The following is a 17,343-nucleotide window of genomic DNA, read 5'->3' as shown; positions in this document are numbered from 1 at the left end:
TATTCATCCTTTTCTGCTCATTAATTTATTTTTCGTTTTCGGGTGGTGACACGTTCCTTATCTTTCCTGATTTGGGACGTTTTCATACGTTTTTTCCCTTCCCTGCATATGTCCAGCAATGGACAGATATGACATGCAGGGTTCTGTGCCTTGCAATGGTAGCGTCCAAAAAATATAAACCGGTGGTGAGTTAAAGTCCACTCGTCCCGGGGTACGCGCTTCATTAGTTTCTTTTCGACTTCAAGTACGGAGTCATCCCAACCTGCAAGCGCCAGCCGCTTGGATACACGTTCCACATGAGTATCTACCGCAATTGCCGGTACTCCAAACGCATTGGATACAACTACATTCGCGGTTTTCCGCCCGACACCTGGTAGCGTCACAAGCTGATCATGTTCCTGCGGTACATCACCGCCATACTGCTCTATTAAAATTTGGCACATGTTCTGAATATGCTTGGCCTTGTTCCGGTACAAACCGATTCGCCGAATATCCTGTTCCAACTCTTCGAGAGGAACCGCCAGATAATCTGCTGGGCTTCTGTACTTCTGGAACAAATCTGCAGTTACCTTGTTCACCGTTTCATCGGTGCACTGGGCAGACAAAAGGACAGCTACCGTCAATTCAAATGCATTGCTGTGATTTAATTCGCAATGTGCATCAGGAAACATTGCTTCCATAGTTTCGAGTATATGCCTAACCGTCGCTGCATTCATGAAGAGCTACCTCCCACAAAATGACTCCACGCTGCGGAGCCTTACTTCGAAGCTTCATCCGAGTACTTTGCGGGGACCTCAAAAAGCTTGCAAAAAAAACGTCTTGATGCGGGAAAGATCCCGTATCAAGACGGTCATTCTTTTGATCCTCGAAAAGAAACGATTACTGTTTTTGAATCTCCAGAATAACATTGTTCAGGAGATACAATACAATATTATCATTATCTCTGAGAGATTGCACGCTTAAAGTATTGTCACCCTGGTGAACAAATACACTTGATCCGAGTGCAAAACGATAGTTCGTGTCTGCTGTCGTTTCCCGTTTAACCAAAATCTGGTTACCAACGCCATCATAAGACCAGAATTGTTTACTCATGACAGTCAGCACTCTGAAGCGTGTGGAATTATCCGTATCTTTTGTCATTTCCACACGATCTCCTACCGTAAGACTAGTCAATGAAGTTAATGTGGAGCCAGATTTTACGACTTTAACAGAACCGCTAACAGGCACGGTTTCAGTCTGGCCGTTAAACTGTTTGAGCGTTACAGATGAAGCATCCACTGCTGTAACTTCAGCCAGCGTACGCTTCACGACTTGAACCGCTTTTGGCGTAGCTCCTTCAAACGTTACATTAATCAGGTTACCTGCTGTCAGTTGTGAAGGCGTGATCGTCTGACCACTCTCTCCTGTCAGTACCGCTTGATCCACGTAGAACTGACTTGTCAACAGATCGGATTTTACTCGAATACGACTATTTGCTTCCAAGGCAACCACTTCGAATTGAGCCACAGTGTTCAGTGCAACCTTCTGCACAACATCCTGATTTGCTCCAAGCGTTACGGTAACTTTGTCACCAATCTTCAAATCTCCCAGACTTGCGCCGGATTTATTATAAATCTCAACTGTAGGAACCGTAGAATAAGGCACTGTAATTGTCTGATTACCAGACAACAAGCTAATTTTCTTGCCAGAAGTATCAATGTTGCTGATCGTACCTTCATACTTGTAAATCACTTTAACGGACAATGCACGTGTTCCCACATAGGTCAGATCCAATTTGCGACCATCATTTAAGAGTGACTCCAGACCAGCCAGTGTAGGTTTGGTTGTATTATAATCCAGCTTGGTTTTCTCATCCAATGTAAATACAAACGGTTTTTTGTTGTTATCTAACACGGTAAGTAACTTTGTTTTACTGTTGTAAGACACAACCGTTACCCCGTTCATAGGTTCCATTTGACGTCCAATCACCTGAATACGCGTTACCTGGTCGTCAGAGTTCAATGTCAACTCCACCTGATCCCCGTTCGTTGCATCCGTGATAAGATCATTCAGCGTTGCATCCTGAATGCCATTAATAATGACTTCCGGCTTTTCAGTCAGCAGTTTCGCCTCAAGGGAACCCCCTTCACGTTTGAACGTTAACGTGGATTGGTTACCACCGATCTCAACCAGTGTTCCACGCACAGATTGCTCCACACCTTGAGACAACTCGATCGTTTGCACGATGCTGTCTTTCACGGTATATTTCACGGCACTGCCTGCTTTAAGCTCTGCTAGAGAGAGAATGCGGTCCTGGTAACGAATAATCAGATTGTCATTATACGTATATTGCTCTGTATTGCCCGCTGCATTAACAAGCTTAATTGTTTTGCCAGAGGTAGACACTTCAGCGATTACGCCATTGTCACTCTTGTTAACAATGCCGGATTTCACACGAATAGCGACTGTTTTTTTGTCAGCTGAGAACGTCTCACGCTGAACTTCGATGATACTATCTGCCGTAATATCGGACAGTTTGATTGCATTACCATTCTGATCGATGAATGCAGTTGCCTCATCATAACTGTACGTTTCGTAATTCTCGCCCACAAAGATACCAATTTTATTACCAGACAATGAACGCGCAAACGTACCTTCAACGCTCTCCACCTGCGGTGTAGCATCAACAACTTCCACATAGGAAGCCCCACCTGCCGAACCTACAACCATAACTTTCGTATATAGTTTCACATCTGTGGCGGAAGCACGAGTTTCACTGTCTTTCGTAAAGTAAGGCGTACTGCTGTTCACTGCGAAGTTAACGGCTTTGCCGTCCACAACCAGCGTGATCTGCCCATCTTTCAATCCAGTCACATAACCCGTGGATGTGTTTGGGTACTTTGTATCCGTTAACGATTCACCACGACTGAAGAAGGTAGCCAGTTGAGCACGGGTTACGGATCCGGTTGGATTGAATTTGTTGCCTTCCACACCTTTGGCCAGATCCAGGCTAACAGCCAGATTGACATAACCTTTACCACTTTCGGAAATACTTGCATTATCAGCAAATCCGGTAGATTGATTATTTTGTGCCTTTGCTTCAGCATCCTTGTCCAATGAACGGATTAACAATTTCGTAATCCATTCCCGTGAAGCCGGCTTTTGACCCCAGGAGGTCTTGGATACATCCACTGTTGATTCTTCCGTTTTGTCAATCAGTCCCAGTTGAAGTGCCAGCGCGACATATGGCTTGAAATAATTTCCCACTTCCATGTTTGTCGGTAATGCCGCAGCCGTGTCGGTATTCAACTGGCCTTCTTGATTCATAAAACGGATTGCCATCGTTACAGCTTCTTGCTGTGTTACCGCGTCTCCTGGACGGAACAGGCCGTTGTTACCGAGAAGAATACCTTGATATGCCAGTTTGTACACATGTTTTTCAGCCCAGTATCCGACCTTGATGTCACTGAACAAACCAGTTGGTGCAGCCGTATTTGTTATTGCAGCAGTCTGACCCTGCCCCGTTTCTGTTGATTCTGCTGCCATGGCAGCTCCGCCGGCGCTAAGGGCCATCATGCCTGCAAGCACGGCTGATACTACTTTTTTAGAGTGTGATGGATTGTTATATTTAAAAGTCACCTATGATTCCCCTCTCTCATGTAAAACGACCCATATTCCGTGGATTCACGGTACAACAGCATGCTGTACAGCCTATTCGGATCTTGTCATTGGATGTTCAAGATCCACATGGCCCATCAGACTCTCCGTCTGCTGACCATCCACCAGTAAATCAAGTGATTTTACTTCATCAAACTGGAAGAACGTTTGTTTTAGAGCATCCAGCGCATAAGATTCTCCACCTGCTCCAAGACGCGCCGTATCTGGCATATGAATATCCAGCGTAAGAGCTCCATCCTTGAACTGAACAGACTTCAATTCAATTTCTTTAGACCACAGCGGAACAAGCTTAGCGTCTTTGCTCTGTTGCAGTGATTCAAAGGCAGCTTTATATTTGGCATCATCCGATGCGTATGAAATCTCTGCCGAAGCTTTGTGCAACTCCAGTTCTTCTTCATCCGTATAGAATACAGTGATCGTTTTCTTTTCATTACTTTCGGAAGTTGGCGGCTTCTCCGTAGACGTTTCGCTTGGCGGAGTAGTTGTAGTTGTTTCCTCCGAACTGCCTTCCGTCGATTCTGTAGGTGTTGTGTTCTCTTCAGGTTCAGCAGTTACCGGTTCGGTAATTGTTTCGCCTTCAACCTCGGTCACATTGTTTTCAGTTCCTGCGCCTTGCGTCTGATTCGGAGCAGCTGTTGGCTTGCTTCCACATCCAGCAGCAACTGCCATAACCGTTACCAGCAAGGCTGCAATCCATATTTTCTTGTTCATTCTAACTCCGCCTCCTCAACATAAGGGCTTGTCCCTTATTGAATTCCCAGATACTCCTTGATTCCTGCAACAATGCCTTTGGCAACACTGTTCTGGTAACTCTCAGTGAACAGGGCTGCTTCGTCGCTCTTATTGCTAAGGAATCCACCTTCCAGCAGAACTGCTGGCATTGTCGTTTCACGGGTCACATGGAGACTTGCCGTTTTCACTCCACGATCTTTCAGTCCGGAAGACTGTAAAAGATACTTGTGCATCACTGTAGCAAGTGCTTTGCTGTTGGAGCGTGTATAGAATGTCTCTACACCGTTCGCAGCAGCAGGGCCACTGTTAGCGTGAATGGAGATGAAGATATCCGCTTTTATGTCTTGTGCAATCTTCACACGTTCTTTCAATGCCAAAAATGTATCATCGCTGCGTGTTAACACAACGTCAATTTTGGATTCTTTTTTCAACAAGGCTTCCACTTTCAGAGCCATTGCCAGATTGAAGTCTTTTTCACGTTTACCAGTTACACCGATTGCCCCAGGATCCTGATCTCCGTGACCTGCATCGATAACGACAACTTTTTTGCCATTATTACCAACTGGAGGTGCAGGTGTACCACTTTGATTGTCGAGGTTAATCATGACCAGTCCGGAATCATTTTGTACACTGTACCCTTTCGAACTGGACAGATCGATTACAAAACGAATTGTAGATGGACTGTTGCTGTATAACGAGTAACGAATCTTCGACACATCCGGATAGCCGCTAACGACGAGTTGTCCATTCTGGTTGCTGTCTAGAGCCTGTCCTTCACTGAATGAATCAGCAAATGCGGTATTCGGCAAGTCTATAACGATTCGATCTGGTCCTGTCATCGTGAAGACGTTCGGCTTCGTACTTCCGCTAGTTGCAATCATGAAGCGGTTGTCGCTGAAGCTGATGCCGTTCACCAGTACAAGACCTTCCTGATCCGATCCTCCGCCATTATTGCCAGAGTTCGGAGGTGTGGTTGTCCCGTTTCCGGAACCTGAATTCTGGGTAACTAATGTTACCGTTTTCGTGGTATTGTTCCAACCCACCTTAAGACCCATTTCCTCACCAATAAATCGGAGAGGTACGAGCGTAGTACCATTTTTCACGAGTGGCGGGGCATCCAGGTTTACGTTACTGCCGTTCACCGTTGCCGTCTTCTGTCCAACAATCATCTGCATGGCAGTGTTGTCTTTGCTAATAGTCACCGTTTGCGTTTGCTGCTTCCACTCCACGCTATATCCAAGATTTTCGGACACAACCCGGATCGGAACCATCACCTTGCTGTTGATAATTTCCGCTTTTGTATCCGATGGCTGTACGATTTCTTTTCCGTCTAGGATAATTTTCGTGTCTGTTGCTGCGTGACTATAGCCCGGGAATACGAGCCCAAAGACAAATAACAGTACCAAAAAACCGAACTTCTTCATCCTTCACCCCTACCATTCTCATATTTTTTTGCCGCATGTTGTCATTTTCCAACTCCGACTGACCGCTTGGGCATTACCAGACACCTATTAGACGCCCCTCGCTCTTAAAAGTTGCGAATTTATTCCAACATAACAGAAAAAAAACGTTGTCAGATCAAGCTTTTTTTACATTTTAATGTCTTATTTTTTCCTTATTTATCAAATATACATCTCTAAACAACGTACTACCCTAACCTTCATATTTGCGCACAATTCAATCTACAATCCCAAAAATTCAACTATTCCGTCTACAATCGCCTGTGCACATTTGTCCTGGTATTCTTCCGTGAGCATAACTGCTTCATCTATAGGGTTACTTAAAAAACCAAGTTCAAGTAACACAGCAGGCATGGTTGTTTCACGCGTCACATGCAGACTAGCCGTTTTAACCCCACGATCCTTGAGTCCTGTTATCGGCAATACATATTTGTGAAGAGTATCAGCCAATGTCTTGCTTTCTTTACGACTGTAGAGCGTTTCAATGCCGTTTGGTACCGGTGTAGTGAATTTGTTTCCATGAATGGACACAAAAACATCTGCCTGATTCAATTCAGCAATATCCACACGCTGTTTGAGCGAAAGTTCTGTATCATCCTGGCGTGTAATGACTGTTTGAATATTTGGGTATTTTTGAAGGATTGTCTGTACCTTCAGTCCTACAGCCAGATTGAAATCCTTCTCATAAGCTCCTGACAAACTGACTGCACCCGATTGACGACCACCATGTCCCGGATCAATGACCACAATCGTTTTACCATCATTCGTAGGTACTGCCGGTTGGCTTGTCGGTTCTCCACTCGTGGCTGTCAGGTCAACGAGCAAGACATTGTTATCTCCAACAGACCATTTGGCTGTAACCGTCTGATTCAGATCCAGAACGACACGCACGGTAGAAGGCGATTTACTGAACATGGCATACCGGACTTTGGAAACTAATGATGAATCCGTAACGAGAATCTGTCCACTGCCATCCACATTAGATGCTTGTCCCTGAATGAATTCCTGAGAGAATGTCGCCGATGGCAGATCAACAATAATTCGGTCTGGCCCACCAATACTGGATACTTTGGGGCTAATATTACCGTTTGTTGCTACAATCAAGCGATCTCCGCTGAAGCTGATGCCTTGAAGCTCTGTCAGACCATCCGGGACAGGTGCCTCAACGGGGTCACTGTCACCTTCCGTTCCTACTACAGGAGGAATACTAAATAGGCTTACTGTCTTAGTTCCATTGTCCCAACCAACACGCAGACCCATGCCTTCCCCGACAAAGCGTAACGGAACAAGCGTCGTTCCCTGTTTGATCAGTGGAGGCGAATCCAGATTCACTACGTTTCCATTCACTGTAGCTGCATCTTTACCAGCCGTCATTAGAATCGTGCTGTTTCCTTTTTGAACCTGGACTGACTGGGTTGCTTTTTCCCACTTCACCTTATAACCCAGATTCTCGGATACAATTCGAATCGGAACCATGACCGTTTTTCCGATATTTTCGGCAGGTGCTCCCGTCTGCTGGTTAATGGTTACACCGTCGAGTGCAATCGAGGGAGTGGTGTCTGCATGGGCCATGACTGGAAATAAACATAGGAACAGAAGAAAAACGACTGCTGGCGACCATTTTTTCATACCTCATCCACCATTCTTTTTGTCTTTTGAACATCCGACCTGATTCTCTGCACAGCATAACATCAATGAGTCTATGTAACCTTCCATAATCTACTAATCAGTTTATCAGATATTGTCCCTTCATCCGGTTACAACGTTGTCATATTCAGTCGGAAATAAGATAAAAAAGCAGATCACATTTAAGAACATAATCTCTTTTACATGAATGTGTATCGATTTCGTATCAGTGATGTCATAAATTGATGAAATTCCATCTATTAATGTAACTTTAAAGTATACATATATCGGAATAGGAAGTATTACAAAAAAACGGATCATTAGTTCAACGTACTCTCTAAGATGGAAATAAATACTCACACAAGTGTGCTCAAAGATAGACGCGTTTGGATTATACTCCAATCAAAATTGCTTCCCTAGAACTAAATAATGGCGAAGATTACATGTTGAAATATTCCACCAAGAAGGATCAGGACTTCTATGTATAGCTGACTTATTAAGCTAATTTAGCCTCTGATATTAAAAAAAGCTTCTGTCTCACCGATGGGAACAAGATCCCTTTGGCGAGGCAGAAGCTTTCTGCTATACGATACTTTAACGATTAACCGAACAGTTTTGCCGCGTGGCGTTGTTCGTAAGCAGCGATTTCATCATCATGTTGAAGAGTCAGACCGATATCGTCCAATCCTTGCAACAAGAATTGGCGACGGTGCTCATCCAGATCAAAATCGATATGCAGTCCGTATGCATCAGTAATCGTTTTGTTTTCCAGATTTACATTCATCTCATAGCCTTCATGTGTCGCTGTACGTTGGAACAAGTCTTCAACTTGCTCTTCTGACAACTTGATTGGCAAGATTCCGTTTTTAAAGCAGTTATTATAGAAAATATCTGCAAAAGATGGAGCGATGACACAACGGAATCCATAGTCCATAATTGCCCATGGCGCATGCTCACGGGAAGATCCACAGCCAAAGTTGGCACGTGAGATCAGGATCGATGCCCCTTCATAACGAGGTTTGTTCATTTCGAAGGAAGCATTATTGTTCCCCTCTTCATCAAAACGCCATTCATAGAACAAAAATTGTCCAAATCCGGTACGCTCAATCCGTTTCAGAAACTGTTTCGGAATGATTGCGTCTGTATCTACATTGACCCGGTCTACCGGTGCAACGATGCCTTGTAATGTTTTGAATTCTTCCATATTAAACGTTCTCCCTTCTGTCTGTTATAGATTAGATCGCTGCTTCTGTTTTGAAATTCCAGTCCCGTACATCCACAAAGTGACCCTTAACCGCTGCAGCTGCTGCCATTGCCGGAGATACCAGATGCGTACGTCCTCCGCGTCCTTGGCGTCCTTCAAAGTTACGGTTGGACGTCGAAGCACAACGTTGTCCTGGCTTCAATACATCCGGGTTCATCGCCAGACACATACTGCATCCCGCATCCCGCCATTCAAATCCGGCTTCCGTAAAGATTTTATCCAAACCTTCTTGTTCTGCCTGAATTTTAACACGTCCTGAACCTGGTACAACAATTGCTGTAACCTGACTGGATACCGTGTGACCTTTAGCCACTTTTGCTGCTGCACGCAGATCTTCGATCCGACCATTGGTGCAAGAACCGATAAATACATAATCAATTGGAATCTCGGCGATTGGTGTTCCCGGTGCAAGTCCCATATATTCAAGCGCTTTTTCAGCCGCTTTACGTTCGTTTTCTGTTGGCAATTCAGCCGGAACAGGAACTTTCGAAGAAATATCGGTTCCCATGCCAGGGCTTGTTCCCCAAGTTACTTGCGGAATCAATGTCTCCACATCGATTTCAACCACATGGTCGAACTCGGCACCTTCATCGGTTACAAGCTGTTTCCAACCTTCTACAGCTTCATCGAATTTGGCATCCGCTGGTACGTATTCGCGTCCACGCAGATATTCAAATGTTGTTTCATCCGGCGCGATCAATCCTGCTCTTGCTCCACCTTCGATGGACATGTTGCAGACTGTCATACGCTCCTCCATGCTCAACTCACGGATGGATTCGCCTGTGTACTCAATAACATAACCTGTTGCAAAGTCTGTACCGTATTTGGCGATGACTGCGAGGATCATGTCTTTTGCGGTTACACCCGGGTTACGTTTGCCGACAAAACGAACTTCCATCGTTTTAGCTTTCGCTTGTTGCAAACATTGCGTTGCCATAACGTGCTCAACTTCACTTGTTCCGATTCCGAATGCCAGTGCGCCAAACGCACCGTGTGTGGACGTATGACTGTCACCACATACAATCGTTTTACCCGGATGAGTCAGACCCAGTTCAGGTCCCATAACGTGTACAACGCCTTGATCAATGGTGTCCAGATCATACAATTTCACGCCGAAATCACGGCAGTTTTGCGAAAGTGTATCAATTTGTTGTTTGGAGATAGGATCTGTAATGTTGAAACGGTCTTTCGTTGGAACGTTGTGGTCCATTGTTGCAAATGTCAATTCAGGGCGACGAACTTTACGTCCGCTGAGACGAAGACCTTCAAATGCCTGCGGAGAAGTTACTTCGTGCACCAGATGCAGATCGATATACAGAATGCTTGGTTTGCCTTCTTCTTGATGAATTACGTGATTTTCCCAAATTTTCTCAAACATCGTTTTTTTACTCATCATTTTCACCTCATTATAAGTTCGGTCCTTGGAAGAGCCTCTGTTTTCTTTAAAAAGTGAAGCTCTTGAATGACATAAATATATCACCCTGTCCTTCATTGTTCCAAGATATAATATCTATAGATGTAATAGGTTTAACCTATAATGAGAGAAAGACAAATAAACCACTGCTCATCGCAGAGGTTTCAATTGATAACAATTATCATTATCATATAAGTCTTATACTACGTTTCCGCTGCTTCGCTGTCAATGCTTTTATACAAAATAAAGAAGCCCTCTCCTGATATTTGAGTTTACCGGTAGTTCCGGCAAAGAGAATGATTTCTTCATCTGTAGTGATATAATGGTGGCATAACGAAAGGAATGACCAATGACAATGGAATTCAGACAACTTCAATATACGTTGCAAATTGCGGCCGAACGCAATTTCTCCCGGGCAGCAGAGAAGCTGCATATTGCCCAGCCGTCATTAAGCCAGCAATTATCCAAATTGGAAAAAGAATTGGGTGTGCTGCTGTTTCAGCGTAATACAAGTACCGTGGAGTTAACCCATGCGGGTGTTACGTTTGTGGAGCAAGCCCAGAAGATCGTAGATGCCGTGGAGCTATTGCGTCAGGAAATGTCCGATATCTCCCAGCTTCGCAAAGGTAAAGTCGTTGTGGGCAGCATGCCGATCACGGGCTCACACTTGCTCCCACATGTGCTTCCTGCGTTCCAACAAGCTTATCCCGAGATTGAGGTTACTTTATTGGAAGACTCCGGGCTTACACTTGAGAAATTGACAGCAAGCGGCAAAGCAGATCTCAGTCTGTTATCTCTTCCTTTACAAGAGCCAAGTCTCGCCTACGTTGCCATTGGAGAGGAAAAAATTGATCTGGCGGTTCCCCCGAATCACCCTTTGGCGCGCAGGGCAGATCCGGAAAATCCGCTTCCGGTGCGAATTGAAGAGCTTCGTGATGAACCCTTTGTTGTATTGAAAAAAGGACAAGGTTTCCGCAAACTTACTTTTGATCTCTGTGAGCAGGCCGGTTTTGACCCCAATGTTGTGTTTGAAAGCACCAATATTGAAACCGTTCAGTCGCTGGTCGCCACAGGTATGGGTATTACCTTGGTTCCTCGCTTTATTGCCCGGGCTCCGCGCAGTGAGTTCGTGCCTGTGTATGTGCCACTTGCTGAGCCTACTCCCAGCAGAACACTTGTTGTGGCTTATCGTCAAGGCAGAGTGCTGTCGAAGGCAGCCGAAGCATTCATCCATACGTTTCAACAAACCGTGGCCGAACTGTCAAAGGGAGACTAAATTTTTTTCCTATGGGTATGGGTACATTTCATACTGAACCAAAACAAAGGCTTGACCCTTATGGGCCAAGCCTTTGTCATATACTCGTTTCCCGCATCCGCAGGATAGAGTTCTTACATTGCAATCACAGTAACTGGTTACAGTACAATGTTGCTTGTTAAGTTGTTAAGCTACAATGCTAATTTATAATGTTAACGTAGAAACGTACATAAGAAAACTTCATGTTTGGCGGTTTATTTTCGCAAATTACGATCGCTTGTCAGCCTGTTTTGCTGATTCATTACACGGCCTTCGTCCTGAACAGTTGAATCAGGGGGTGATAGCCCTCCTGCTCCATTCTCTAAGAATGCCCTTAAGTGATCTTCCCTTGTGTTATCCTGTTCCAGTCTCCTGAGCGTATCTTTCACATGGTTGTCCATTGATTGATCATCCTCCTTGGTGACGGGATAGTTATCATTACCCGCGTCCTGGAAGAATAAACACTTTTACTGAAGAATTTTATTTCCGTTTTTATTTTCCGCCAAAATAAACGCCAGGTCGACGGTCTTCAAATACGGGAATACGTCCGCGAACCTCATCCACCAGAGATGGACGAATAATTCCGGTCACGATCTCTTCCCCTTCGCCACCTTCAGCCACAATCTCACCCCAAGGATCAATGATGAGGGAATGTCCGAAAAATTCGGTCTCTCCCCCTTTACCTACACGGTTACATGCGATCACATACATCTGGTTCTCAATCGCTCGTGCCGTTAGTAACGTACGCCAGTGGTGCAGACGAGGTTTCGGCCATTCGGCGGGTACAATCAATGCCTTGGCACCATTTAAAGCAAGGGTGCGGGCAAGTTCCGGGAACCGGATATCATAACAGATGGAAGCACCGGCTGTAAGACCATTTTGCAATTCAAAAATTTCAGGTTCTGTACCAGGCTGCAAATATTTCTCTTCGTCCATCAGACGGAACAAATGTAATTTATCGTATCGTGTTACCTGTTTTCCTTCACGATCATAAGCGTACATTGTATTGTATATTTGACCATCCCGTTTCTCGGCAATTGAACCGCCAACGATGGATATTTGATGTTTTTGAGCAAAAGCAGACAGCCATTCCCGAGATTTCTGGCCTTCCGGGTCAGCGAGTTCATGAATTTGAGTCAAAGCGTATCCGGTATTCCACATCTCAGGTAACACAGCCAGCCCCAGATCCGGATATTGTTCTACCGCACGCTCAAGCAACGTCTGCATATGTTTATGATTGGCCTCAGGGTCTCCGAGTTGAATATCGCCCTGAATCAGGGCTACACGCATTTCTCCCTGTTGTTTTTCTGTCATGACAAGCACTCCTCTGAACCGTAATACCTGCTATCATAGCTTGATCCTCCTGAGGACTGCAAGCCTGTTGTTGTTATGAACTTGCACACAACAACTCAGGCAGCAGGGTCAGCAATCGATCACTCGTAAGCGCATCACCCACATTCCAGATCGACTCTTCCACAGGATACACCCGTCCATTCTGCACAGCCGGAAGGGCCTGCCAACTGGGACTTTTCATCAGCATCTCTGTAGCCTGTCTTGCCACGACTTCCTCAGGCAGCATAACAAATACATGATCTCCGGCATACTGTTGCACTGCTTCAGCCGAAATTTCCTTGTAGGCTCTGCCCGCCGCAAGTGCTTCCTTCACTTTGGTAACTGGCCTGAATCCCATCGGATGATATAACAATGGCGCGAGACCAATATTGCCCATAACAAATAATCGTGCACCCCGATGGTATGTAAATACGGATGCCGTTTCCCCCTCTTCAATCAAAGTATGGATCTTCGCCCACATCTGCTCAGTACGCTCCTCATAGGAGGTTAGCCATTGTTCAGCCTGAGGTTGTCTGCCAAACCAGCTGCCCAATCTGCGCATTCGTTCTTCCAACGTGGCATGAGAATTGAAAGCAATCGTCGGTGCAATCCGGTGAAGTTGTTCATACTGCTGTTCATTGCTGCTATCCAAAATAATCAAATCCGGCTTCATGATAACAGCTGCTTCCACATTAACCGGAGCGACCGCGTCATATGTCCGATCTTCCAACAATTGAATGCCCAGCACCAGCAGATCCCCAGCGGAATCTCCGTAATACATAATTCGCTTCGGGTTTACTGGAATATTCACATCATGACCCAACCAATCTTGTACCAACGTCTGCTGCTGAATCGATCTGTCATATTGACGAGGAGATAATCCGGTCATTTGGCGAAAACGCCTGCTGAAATAATACTCATCTTTAAATCCCACGCGGCTCGCTATATCCCGAAGTGGTTCATCCGATTTGCGAAGCCATTCCTTAGCATGTTTGATGCGTACATGATTCACATAATCGAGTGGCTTGTGACCCGTGAGTTGTCTGAAAAGTGTCGTATATTGTACAGGTCTGATCTCCGCAAGACGTGCCAGTTTCTGTACAGTGATTTCTTCAGCATAATGGTCGTCCACATACTGAATCGTACTGTGTAGTCTTGCTTCCATACTCTGCTCCGTCTTTGGAGAAGTGTACCGGGTAATGATCATCTCCATCCATTTTTGGAATTGCGCATTCAAATGACTGTATTCGGCATCTGTTTTATAATTTCGAATGACATACATTTGCTCCAGCAGCCCACTTAACGGAGCATAGGGATAACCATTCAATTGGTTTCTGTGCTCAAATACAGGGCGGGTAAAGAGCTCGGGATCACCCGTCAACACATGAATAACATCAAAAGCCATTACGATATATTTCAATTCCGAGTTGTTACGATGTTCAATCTGGTAACCCTCTCCCGGAGAAAGCGGATAGACACATCCCGTAGTAAACGGAAACTGTTCATGTCCAATATATAAACGCCCATCCCCTTCTTCGCAGATCAGGAAGGCATGTTTCTCGCAAGCAACTTCCAGCATCACCTGTTCAGGTGGTTCAATTCGTCGTACCAGATGATCCAGCCGAAACATGAATGCTGAATAGAACAACGCTCCCCCATCGGCATCCAAAGCCTGCATGTCGGTTCACCTCGTTTTTCTAAAATGAGAATAATTATCAATCATTCTGTATGGTCTGATTATAAGCGAGCGATTGTTAATAATCCAGATATGAGTTTAATCAGCAAAAAAGAGCGTTCAACGAAATGTTGAAGGCCCCTTTCACTTTTTTATAACTGCATTACTCAAAGGTGTTACTCCTGCCTCACTAGCTCGTCACTATTATTGAATCATCTGTTTTGGCAGCTCTTGTAACAGCCACTCCCTCGAAAGAGCATCACTAGAAGCTTTTACGATATTAAAACGATATACTTTTCCTTCTTTCACCGCAGGCAGGTTCTTCCAGATTGTACTATCCAGCAATTCCTTGGTGGATTGTTTCGCATCGTCGGTCACAGGATCCAGTATAAATATCCGATCACCGGCAAATTCAGATAATTTTTCAGTCGAAATCTCTACAAATCCCATGTCTTGATCCAATACTTTCTGAATTTCTGCAGTTGGCTTCAATCCGTCTTTTCCATATAACAACTGTGGCAATCCTGAGCCCGCCATGACAAACAGACGATTCCCGGGATACATGGTGAACACCGAAGCCGTCTCCCCTTCTTTCAATCCGTTCTCATGGAGTTGCTTCCACATCTCTTCTGTTGCTTTTTGATGATTCGTAATCCAATCCTCCGCTTCTTGCTTTTTGTTCAACAAGTCGCCAAGGATACGCATACGATCTTCTATTGACCCGAACGAATCAAATGTAACCGTAGGTGCAACTTTTGAGATCTGATCGTATTGTGCCTCATCACTGTTCGAGAAAATGATCAGATCGGGATTCAAGGCTAGAGCCTTTTCCACACTGATCGGAAATCCTACATCCTCTGCCTGAGCAACCTGATCATCGTATACAGTTCCATCCTGACGAAGTATGCCTACAGGAACAACACCAAGCGCGAGCAGATCCCCCGTAACTTCTCCATGATAGATGACTCGCTTCGGATTTACAGGGACCTCTACCTCATGGCCAGTCCAATCTTTGAATACCCGGGTCTCCCCCTCATCTGTCTCTTCCGTTGCGGTCTGTTCCTCATTGGTTGTCTTTCCATCAGCCTGTGTTTCTGTAGCTGCTTTGGAATCATCTGAGCCAGCAGCAGGTGTTGCAGCCTGATTTCCACAAGCCAGCAGCAGAATGGATAACCACGTAATCGTAAATAGTACTGCCGTATTTCGTATGCCCTTTTTCATTGCTATTTCTCCCCCTGTATCATGTGCATTGTGCAATATAATTTAATGATATTGATTATCATTATCGGATATTATCATAAAACAAGGCTTCTCTCAGCTCAATGGACAAAACTATATGGGCACTTTAAGTTTTGTACAATCCTCCGTGCTTTGCTCCTATGTACTGCCTAATCAAGTGGATTTCCCTCTATACAGCTCGGGATTGGCGTGATAAATTAATGAGAACTATTTGCCATTTTTAATAACCGGAGTGATAAATATAATGACCCATTCAGACCAAACAACTGCTCGTTCTGCCTTTACGATACCAACTTCTGATGTAATGACACAGCTGCCAACGCAATTTTTTGCTACCCTTGTTCAAAATGTAAATCGTGAAATCGCAAGTGGACATGATGTGATCAATCTGGGTCAGGGGAACCCGGATACACCTACACCACCTCATATTGTGAAAACACTGCAAGAGTCGGCTGAAAATCCGCTCTACCATAAATACTCCCCTTTTAGAGGGTACTCTTTCCTGAAGGAAGCTGTCGCCAAACGTTATAAGGAAGATTACAACGTTGATCTGGATCCCGAGACTGAAGTAGCCATTCTGTTCGGGGGCAAAACAGGACTGGTTCAGTTACCTCAGGTCCTGCTTAACCCCGGTGACACCGTTCTTGTTCCCGATCCAGGCTACCCGGATTACTGGTCCGGTGTTGCACTCGCCAAAGCAAACATGTCATTTATGCCTTTGTTGGAGTCCAATGCATTCCTGCCGGATTATGAAGCTGTTACAGCCGAAGATCGGGAGAAGGCCAAGCTGATGTTCCTCAACTATCCCAACAATCCAACGTCGGCAACAGCTCCACTTTCGTTCTACGAAGATACGGTTGAATTTGCCATTCAAAATCAAATCGTCGTTGCCAGCGACTTTGCTTACGGTGCGATTGGGTTCGACGGACATCGTCCAGTAAGTTTCCTACAAGCCCCTGGTGCCAAAGAAGTGGGCATTGAATTCTATACGTTATCCAAAACGTACAATATGGCTGGATGGCGTGTTGGATTCGCGCTAGGTAACGCAGAGATTGTCTCTAAAATTAATCTGCTTCAGGATCATATTTATGTCAGTCTTTTCGGTGGGATTCAAGCTGCGGCAACGGAAGCACTTACTGGATCTCAGGAATGTGTCACTTCGCTGGTTTCACGTTACGAATCCCGTCGTAATGCATTTTATGACGCTCTTTCCTCGATAGGCTGGCAAGCTTCGAAACCCGCAGGTTCATTCTTCAGCTGGTTGCCTGTACCGGCCGGTTATACCTCCGCTTCATTTGCAGACTTGTTACTGCGAGAAGCCAAGGTGGCCGTAGCCCCTGGTATTGGTTTTGGTTCGCATGGTGAAGGCTATGTGCGCGCAGGATTGCTAAGTGATGAAAACCGATTACGCGAAGCTGTGGAACGGATTGGCAAGCTGAACTTATTCAAGTAATTTACAGGACCATAACCCCTTTGCATATGCCAAGTTTCCATGGTATGTTATAAGAAATATTGAACGAAACGTGATGACGGGACCAGTAAGAGAATATCAGTCGCGCACAGAGAGTAAATTCCACCCTGCTGAAAGAATTTACCGCGGCTCTTCTCTGAAACCTACCCCTGAGCGGCCTGTTACGTACAGGACAGTGC

General features: G+C 45.1%; 12 protein-coding genes and 1 other annotated feature (1 of these 13 only partly in view). Of the genes, 2 read left to right on the top strand and 10 right to left on the bottom strand.

Going from position 1 to position 17,343, the window contains the following annotated elements; translation table 11 throughout:
* Nucleotides 1–20: 20 nt before the first annotated feature.
* The 7 genes from nth to leuC all read right to left on the bottom strand — a co-directional run bounded on the left by nth (nt 21) and on the right by leuC (nt 10,132).
* Nucleotides 21–716 (bottom strand): endonuclease III, encoded by a 696-nt coding sequence (nth, locus tag MKX68_RS22885; RefSeq protein WP_340914146.1) that lies wholly within the window; start codon nt 714–716, stop codon nt 21–23.
* A 163-nt stretch (nt 717–879) separates the two neighbouring features.
* Nucleotides 880–3,618 carry an S-layer homology domain-containing protein gene (locus tag MKX68_RS22880; RefSeq protein WP_340914145.1) on the bottom strand — a complete coding sequence of 913 codons (2,739 nt, stop codon included), beginning with the start codon at nt 3,616–3,618 and terminating at the stop codon, nt 880–882.
* 72 nt (nt 3,619–3,690) lie between these two features.
* Nucleotides 3,691–4,368: a GerMN domain-containing protein gene (locus MKX68_RS22875; protein ID WP_339783040.1), complete on the bottom strand. Its 678-nt coding sequence runs from the start codon at nt 4,366–4,368 to the stop codon at nt 3,691–3,693.
* A gap of 35 nt (nt 4,369–4,403) precedes the next feature.
* Nucleotides 4,404–5,813: an N-acetylmuramoyl-L-alanine amidase family protein gene (locus MKX68_RS22870; RefSeq protein WP_340914144.1), complete on the bottom strand. Its 1,410-nt coding sequence runs from the start codon at nt 5,811–5,813 to the stop codon at nt 4,404–4,406.
* 258 nt (nt 5,814–6,071) lie between these two features.
* Entirely contained in the window at nt 6,072–7,478 is a 1,407-nt protein-coding gene (locus MKX68_RS22865) for an N-acetylmuramoyl-L-alanine amidase family protein (RefSeq protein ID WP_340914143.1), read from the bottom strand.
* 598 nt (nt 7,479–8,076) lie between these two features.
* Nucleotides 8,077–8,679, bottom strand: coding sequence for a 3-isopropylmalate dehydratase small subunit (leuD, locus tag MKX68_RS22860; protein ID WP_091028995.1), 603 nt, complete (start codon nt 8,677–8,679; stop codon nt 8,077–8,079).
* A gap of 31 nt (nt 8,680–8,710) precedes the next feature.
* Entirely contained in the window at nt 8,711–10,132 is a 1,422-nt protein-coding gene (gene leuC / locus MKX68_RS22855; protein ID WP_249912599.1) for a 3-isopropylmalate dehydratase large subunit, read from the bottom strand.
* 376 nt (nt 10,133–10,508) lie between these two features.
* On the opposite strand from leuC, the gene MKX68_RS22850 reads away from it, so the two are divergent.
* Entirely contained in the window at nt 10,509–11,429 is a 921-nt protein-coding gene (locus MKX68_RS22850; RefSeq protein WP_249912260.1) for a LysR family transcriptional regulator, read from the top strand.
* 510 nt (nt 11,430–11,939) lie between these two features.
* On the opposite strand, the gene MKX68_RS22845 is transcribed toward MKX68_RS22850, so the two are convergent.
* The 3 genes from MKX68_RS22845 to MKX68_RS22835 all read right to left on the bottom strand — a co-directional run bounded on the left by MKX68_RS22845 (nt 11,940) and on the right by MKX68_RS22835 (nt 15,675).
* Nucleotides 11,940–12,761: a carbon-nitrogen family hydrolase gene (locus MKX68_RS22845; RefSeq protein WP_249912258.1), complete on the bottom strand. Its 822-nt coding sequence runs from the start codon at nt 12,759–12,761 to the stop codon at nt 11,940–11,942.
* A gap of 73 nt (nt 12,762–12,834) precedes the next feature.
* Nucleotides 12,835–14,457, bottom strand: a complete 1,623-nt coding sequence (locus MKX68_RS22840) for an AraC family transcriptional regulator (RefSeq protein WP_340914142.1) — start codon at nt 14,455–14,457, stop codon at nt 12,835–12,837.
* A 201-nt stretch (nt 14,458–14,658) separates the two neighbouring features.
* Entirely contained in the window at nt 14,659–15,675 is a 1,017-nt protein-coding gene (locus tag MKX68_RS22835; RefSeq protein WP_340914141.1) for an ABC transporter substrate-binding protein, read from the bottom strand.
* Nucleotides 15,676–15,937: 262 nt separating this feature from the next.
* Between MKX68_RS22835 and MKX68_RS22830 the strand changes: the two genes are divergently transcribed.
* Complete coding sequence (locus MKX68_RS22830; protein WP_340914140.1) at nt 15,938–17,146, top strand: pyridoxal phosphate-dependent aminotransferase; 1,209 nt, start codon at nt 15,938–15,940, stop codon at nt 17,144–17,146.
* A 64-nt stretch (nt 17,147–17,210) separates the two neighbouring features.
* Nucleotides 17,211–17,343 (top strand) — a binding site (T-box leader) (it continues 82 nt past the right edge of the window).

Origin of the sequence: Paenibacillus sp. FSL M8-0212, assembly GCF_038004645.1 — a bacterium.
Taxonomy (GTDB): Bacteria; Bacillota; Bacilli; order Paenibacillales; family Paenibacillaceae; genus Paenibacillus.
This window is presented reverse-complemented; position numbering and strand designations above follow the sequence as displayed.

Coding starts and splice junctions, on each gene's coding strand:
- nth (WP_340914146.1), bottom strand. CDS start 716: ATGAATGCAGCGACGGTTAGGCATATACTCGAAACTATGGAAGCAATG.
- MKX68_RS22875 (WP_339783040.1), bottom strand. CDS start 4,368: ATGAACAAGAAAATATGGATTGCAGCCTTGCTGGTAACGGTTATGGCA.
- MKX68_RS22870 (WP_340914144.1), bottom strand. CDS start 5,813: ATGAAGAAGTTCGGTTTTTTGGTACTGTTATTTGTCTTTGGGCTCGTA.
- MKX68_RS22865 (WP_340914143.1), bottom strand. CDS start 7,478: ATGAAAAAATGGTCGCCAGCAGTCGTTTTTCTTCTGTTCCTATGTTTA.
- leuD (WP_091028995.1), bottom strand. CDS start 8,679: ATGGAAGAATTCAAAACATTACAAGGCATCGTTGCACCGGTAGACCGG.
- leuC (WP_249912599.1), bottom strand. CDS start 10,132: ATGAGTAAAAAAACGATGTTTGAGAAAATTTGGGAAAATCACGTAATT.
- MKX68_RS22850 (WP_249912260.1), top strand. CDS start 10,509: ATGGAATTCAGACAACTTCAATATACGTTGCAAATTGCGGCCGAACGC.
- MKX68_RS22845 (WP_249912258.1), bottom strand. CDS start 12,761: ATGACAGAAAAACAACAGGGAGAAATGCGTGTAGCCCTGATTCAGGGC.
- MKX68_RS22840 (WP_340914142.1), bottom strand. CDS start 14,457: ATGCAGGCTTTGGATGCCGATGGGGGAGCGTTGTTCTATTCAGCATTC.
- MKX68_RS22835 (WP_340914141.1), bottom strand. CDS start 15,675: ATGAAAAAGGGCATACGAAATACGGCAGTACTATTTACGATTACGTGG.
- MKX68_RS22830 (WP_340914140.1), top strand. CDS start 15,938: ATGACCCATTCAGACCAAACAACTGCTCGTTCTGCCTTTACGATACCA.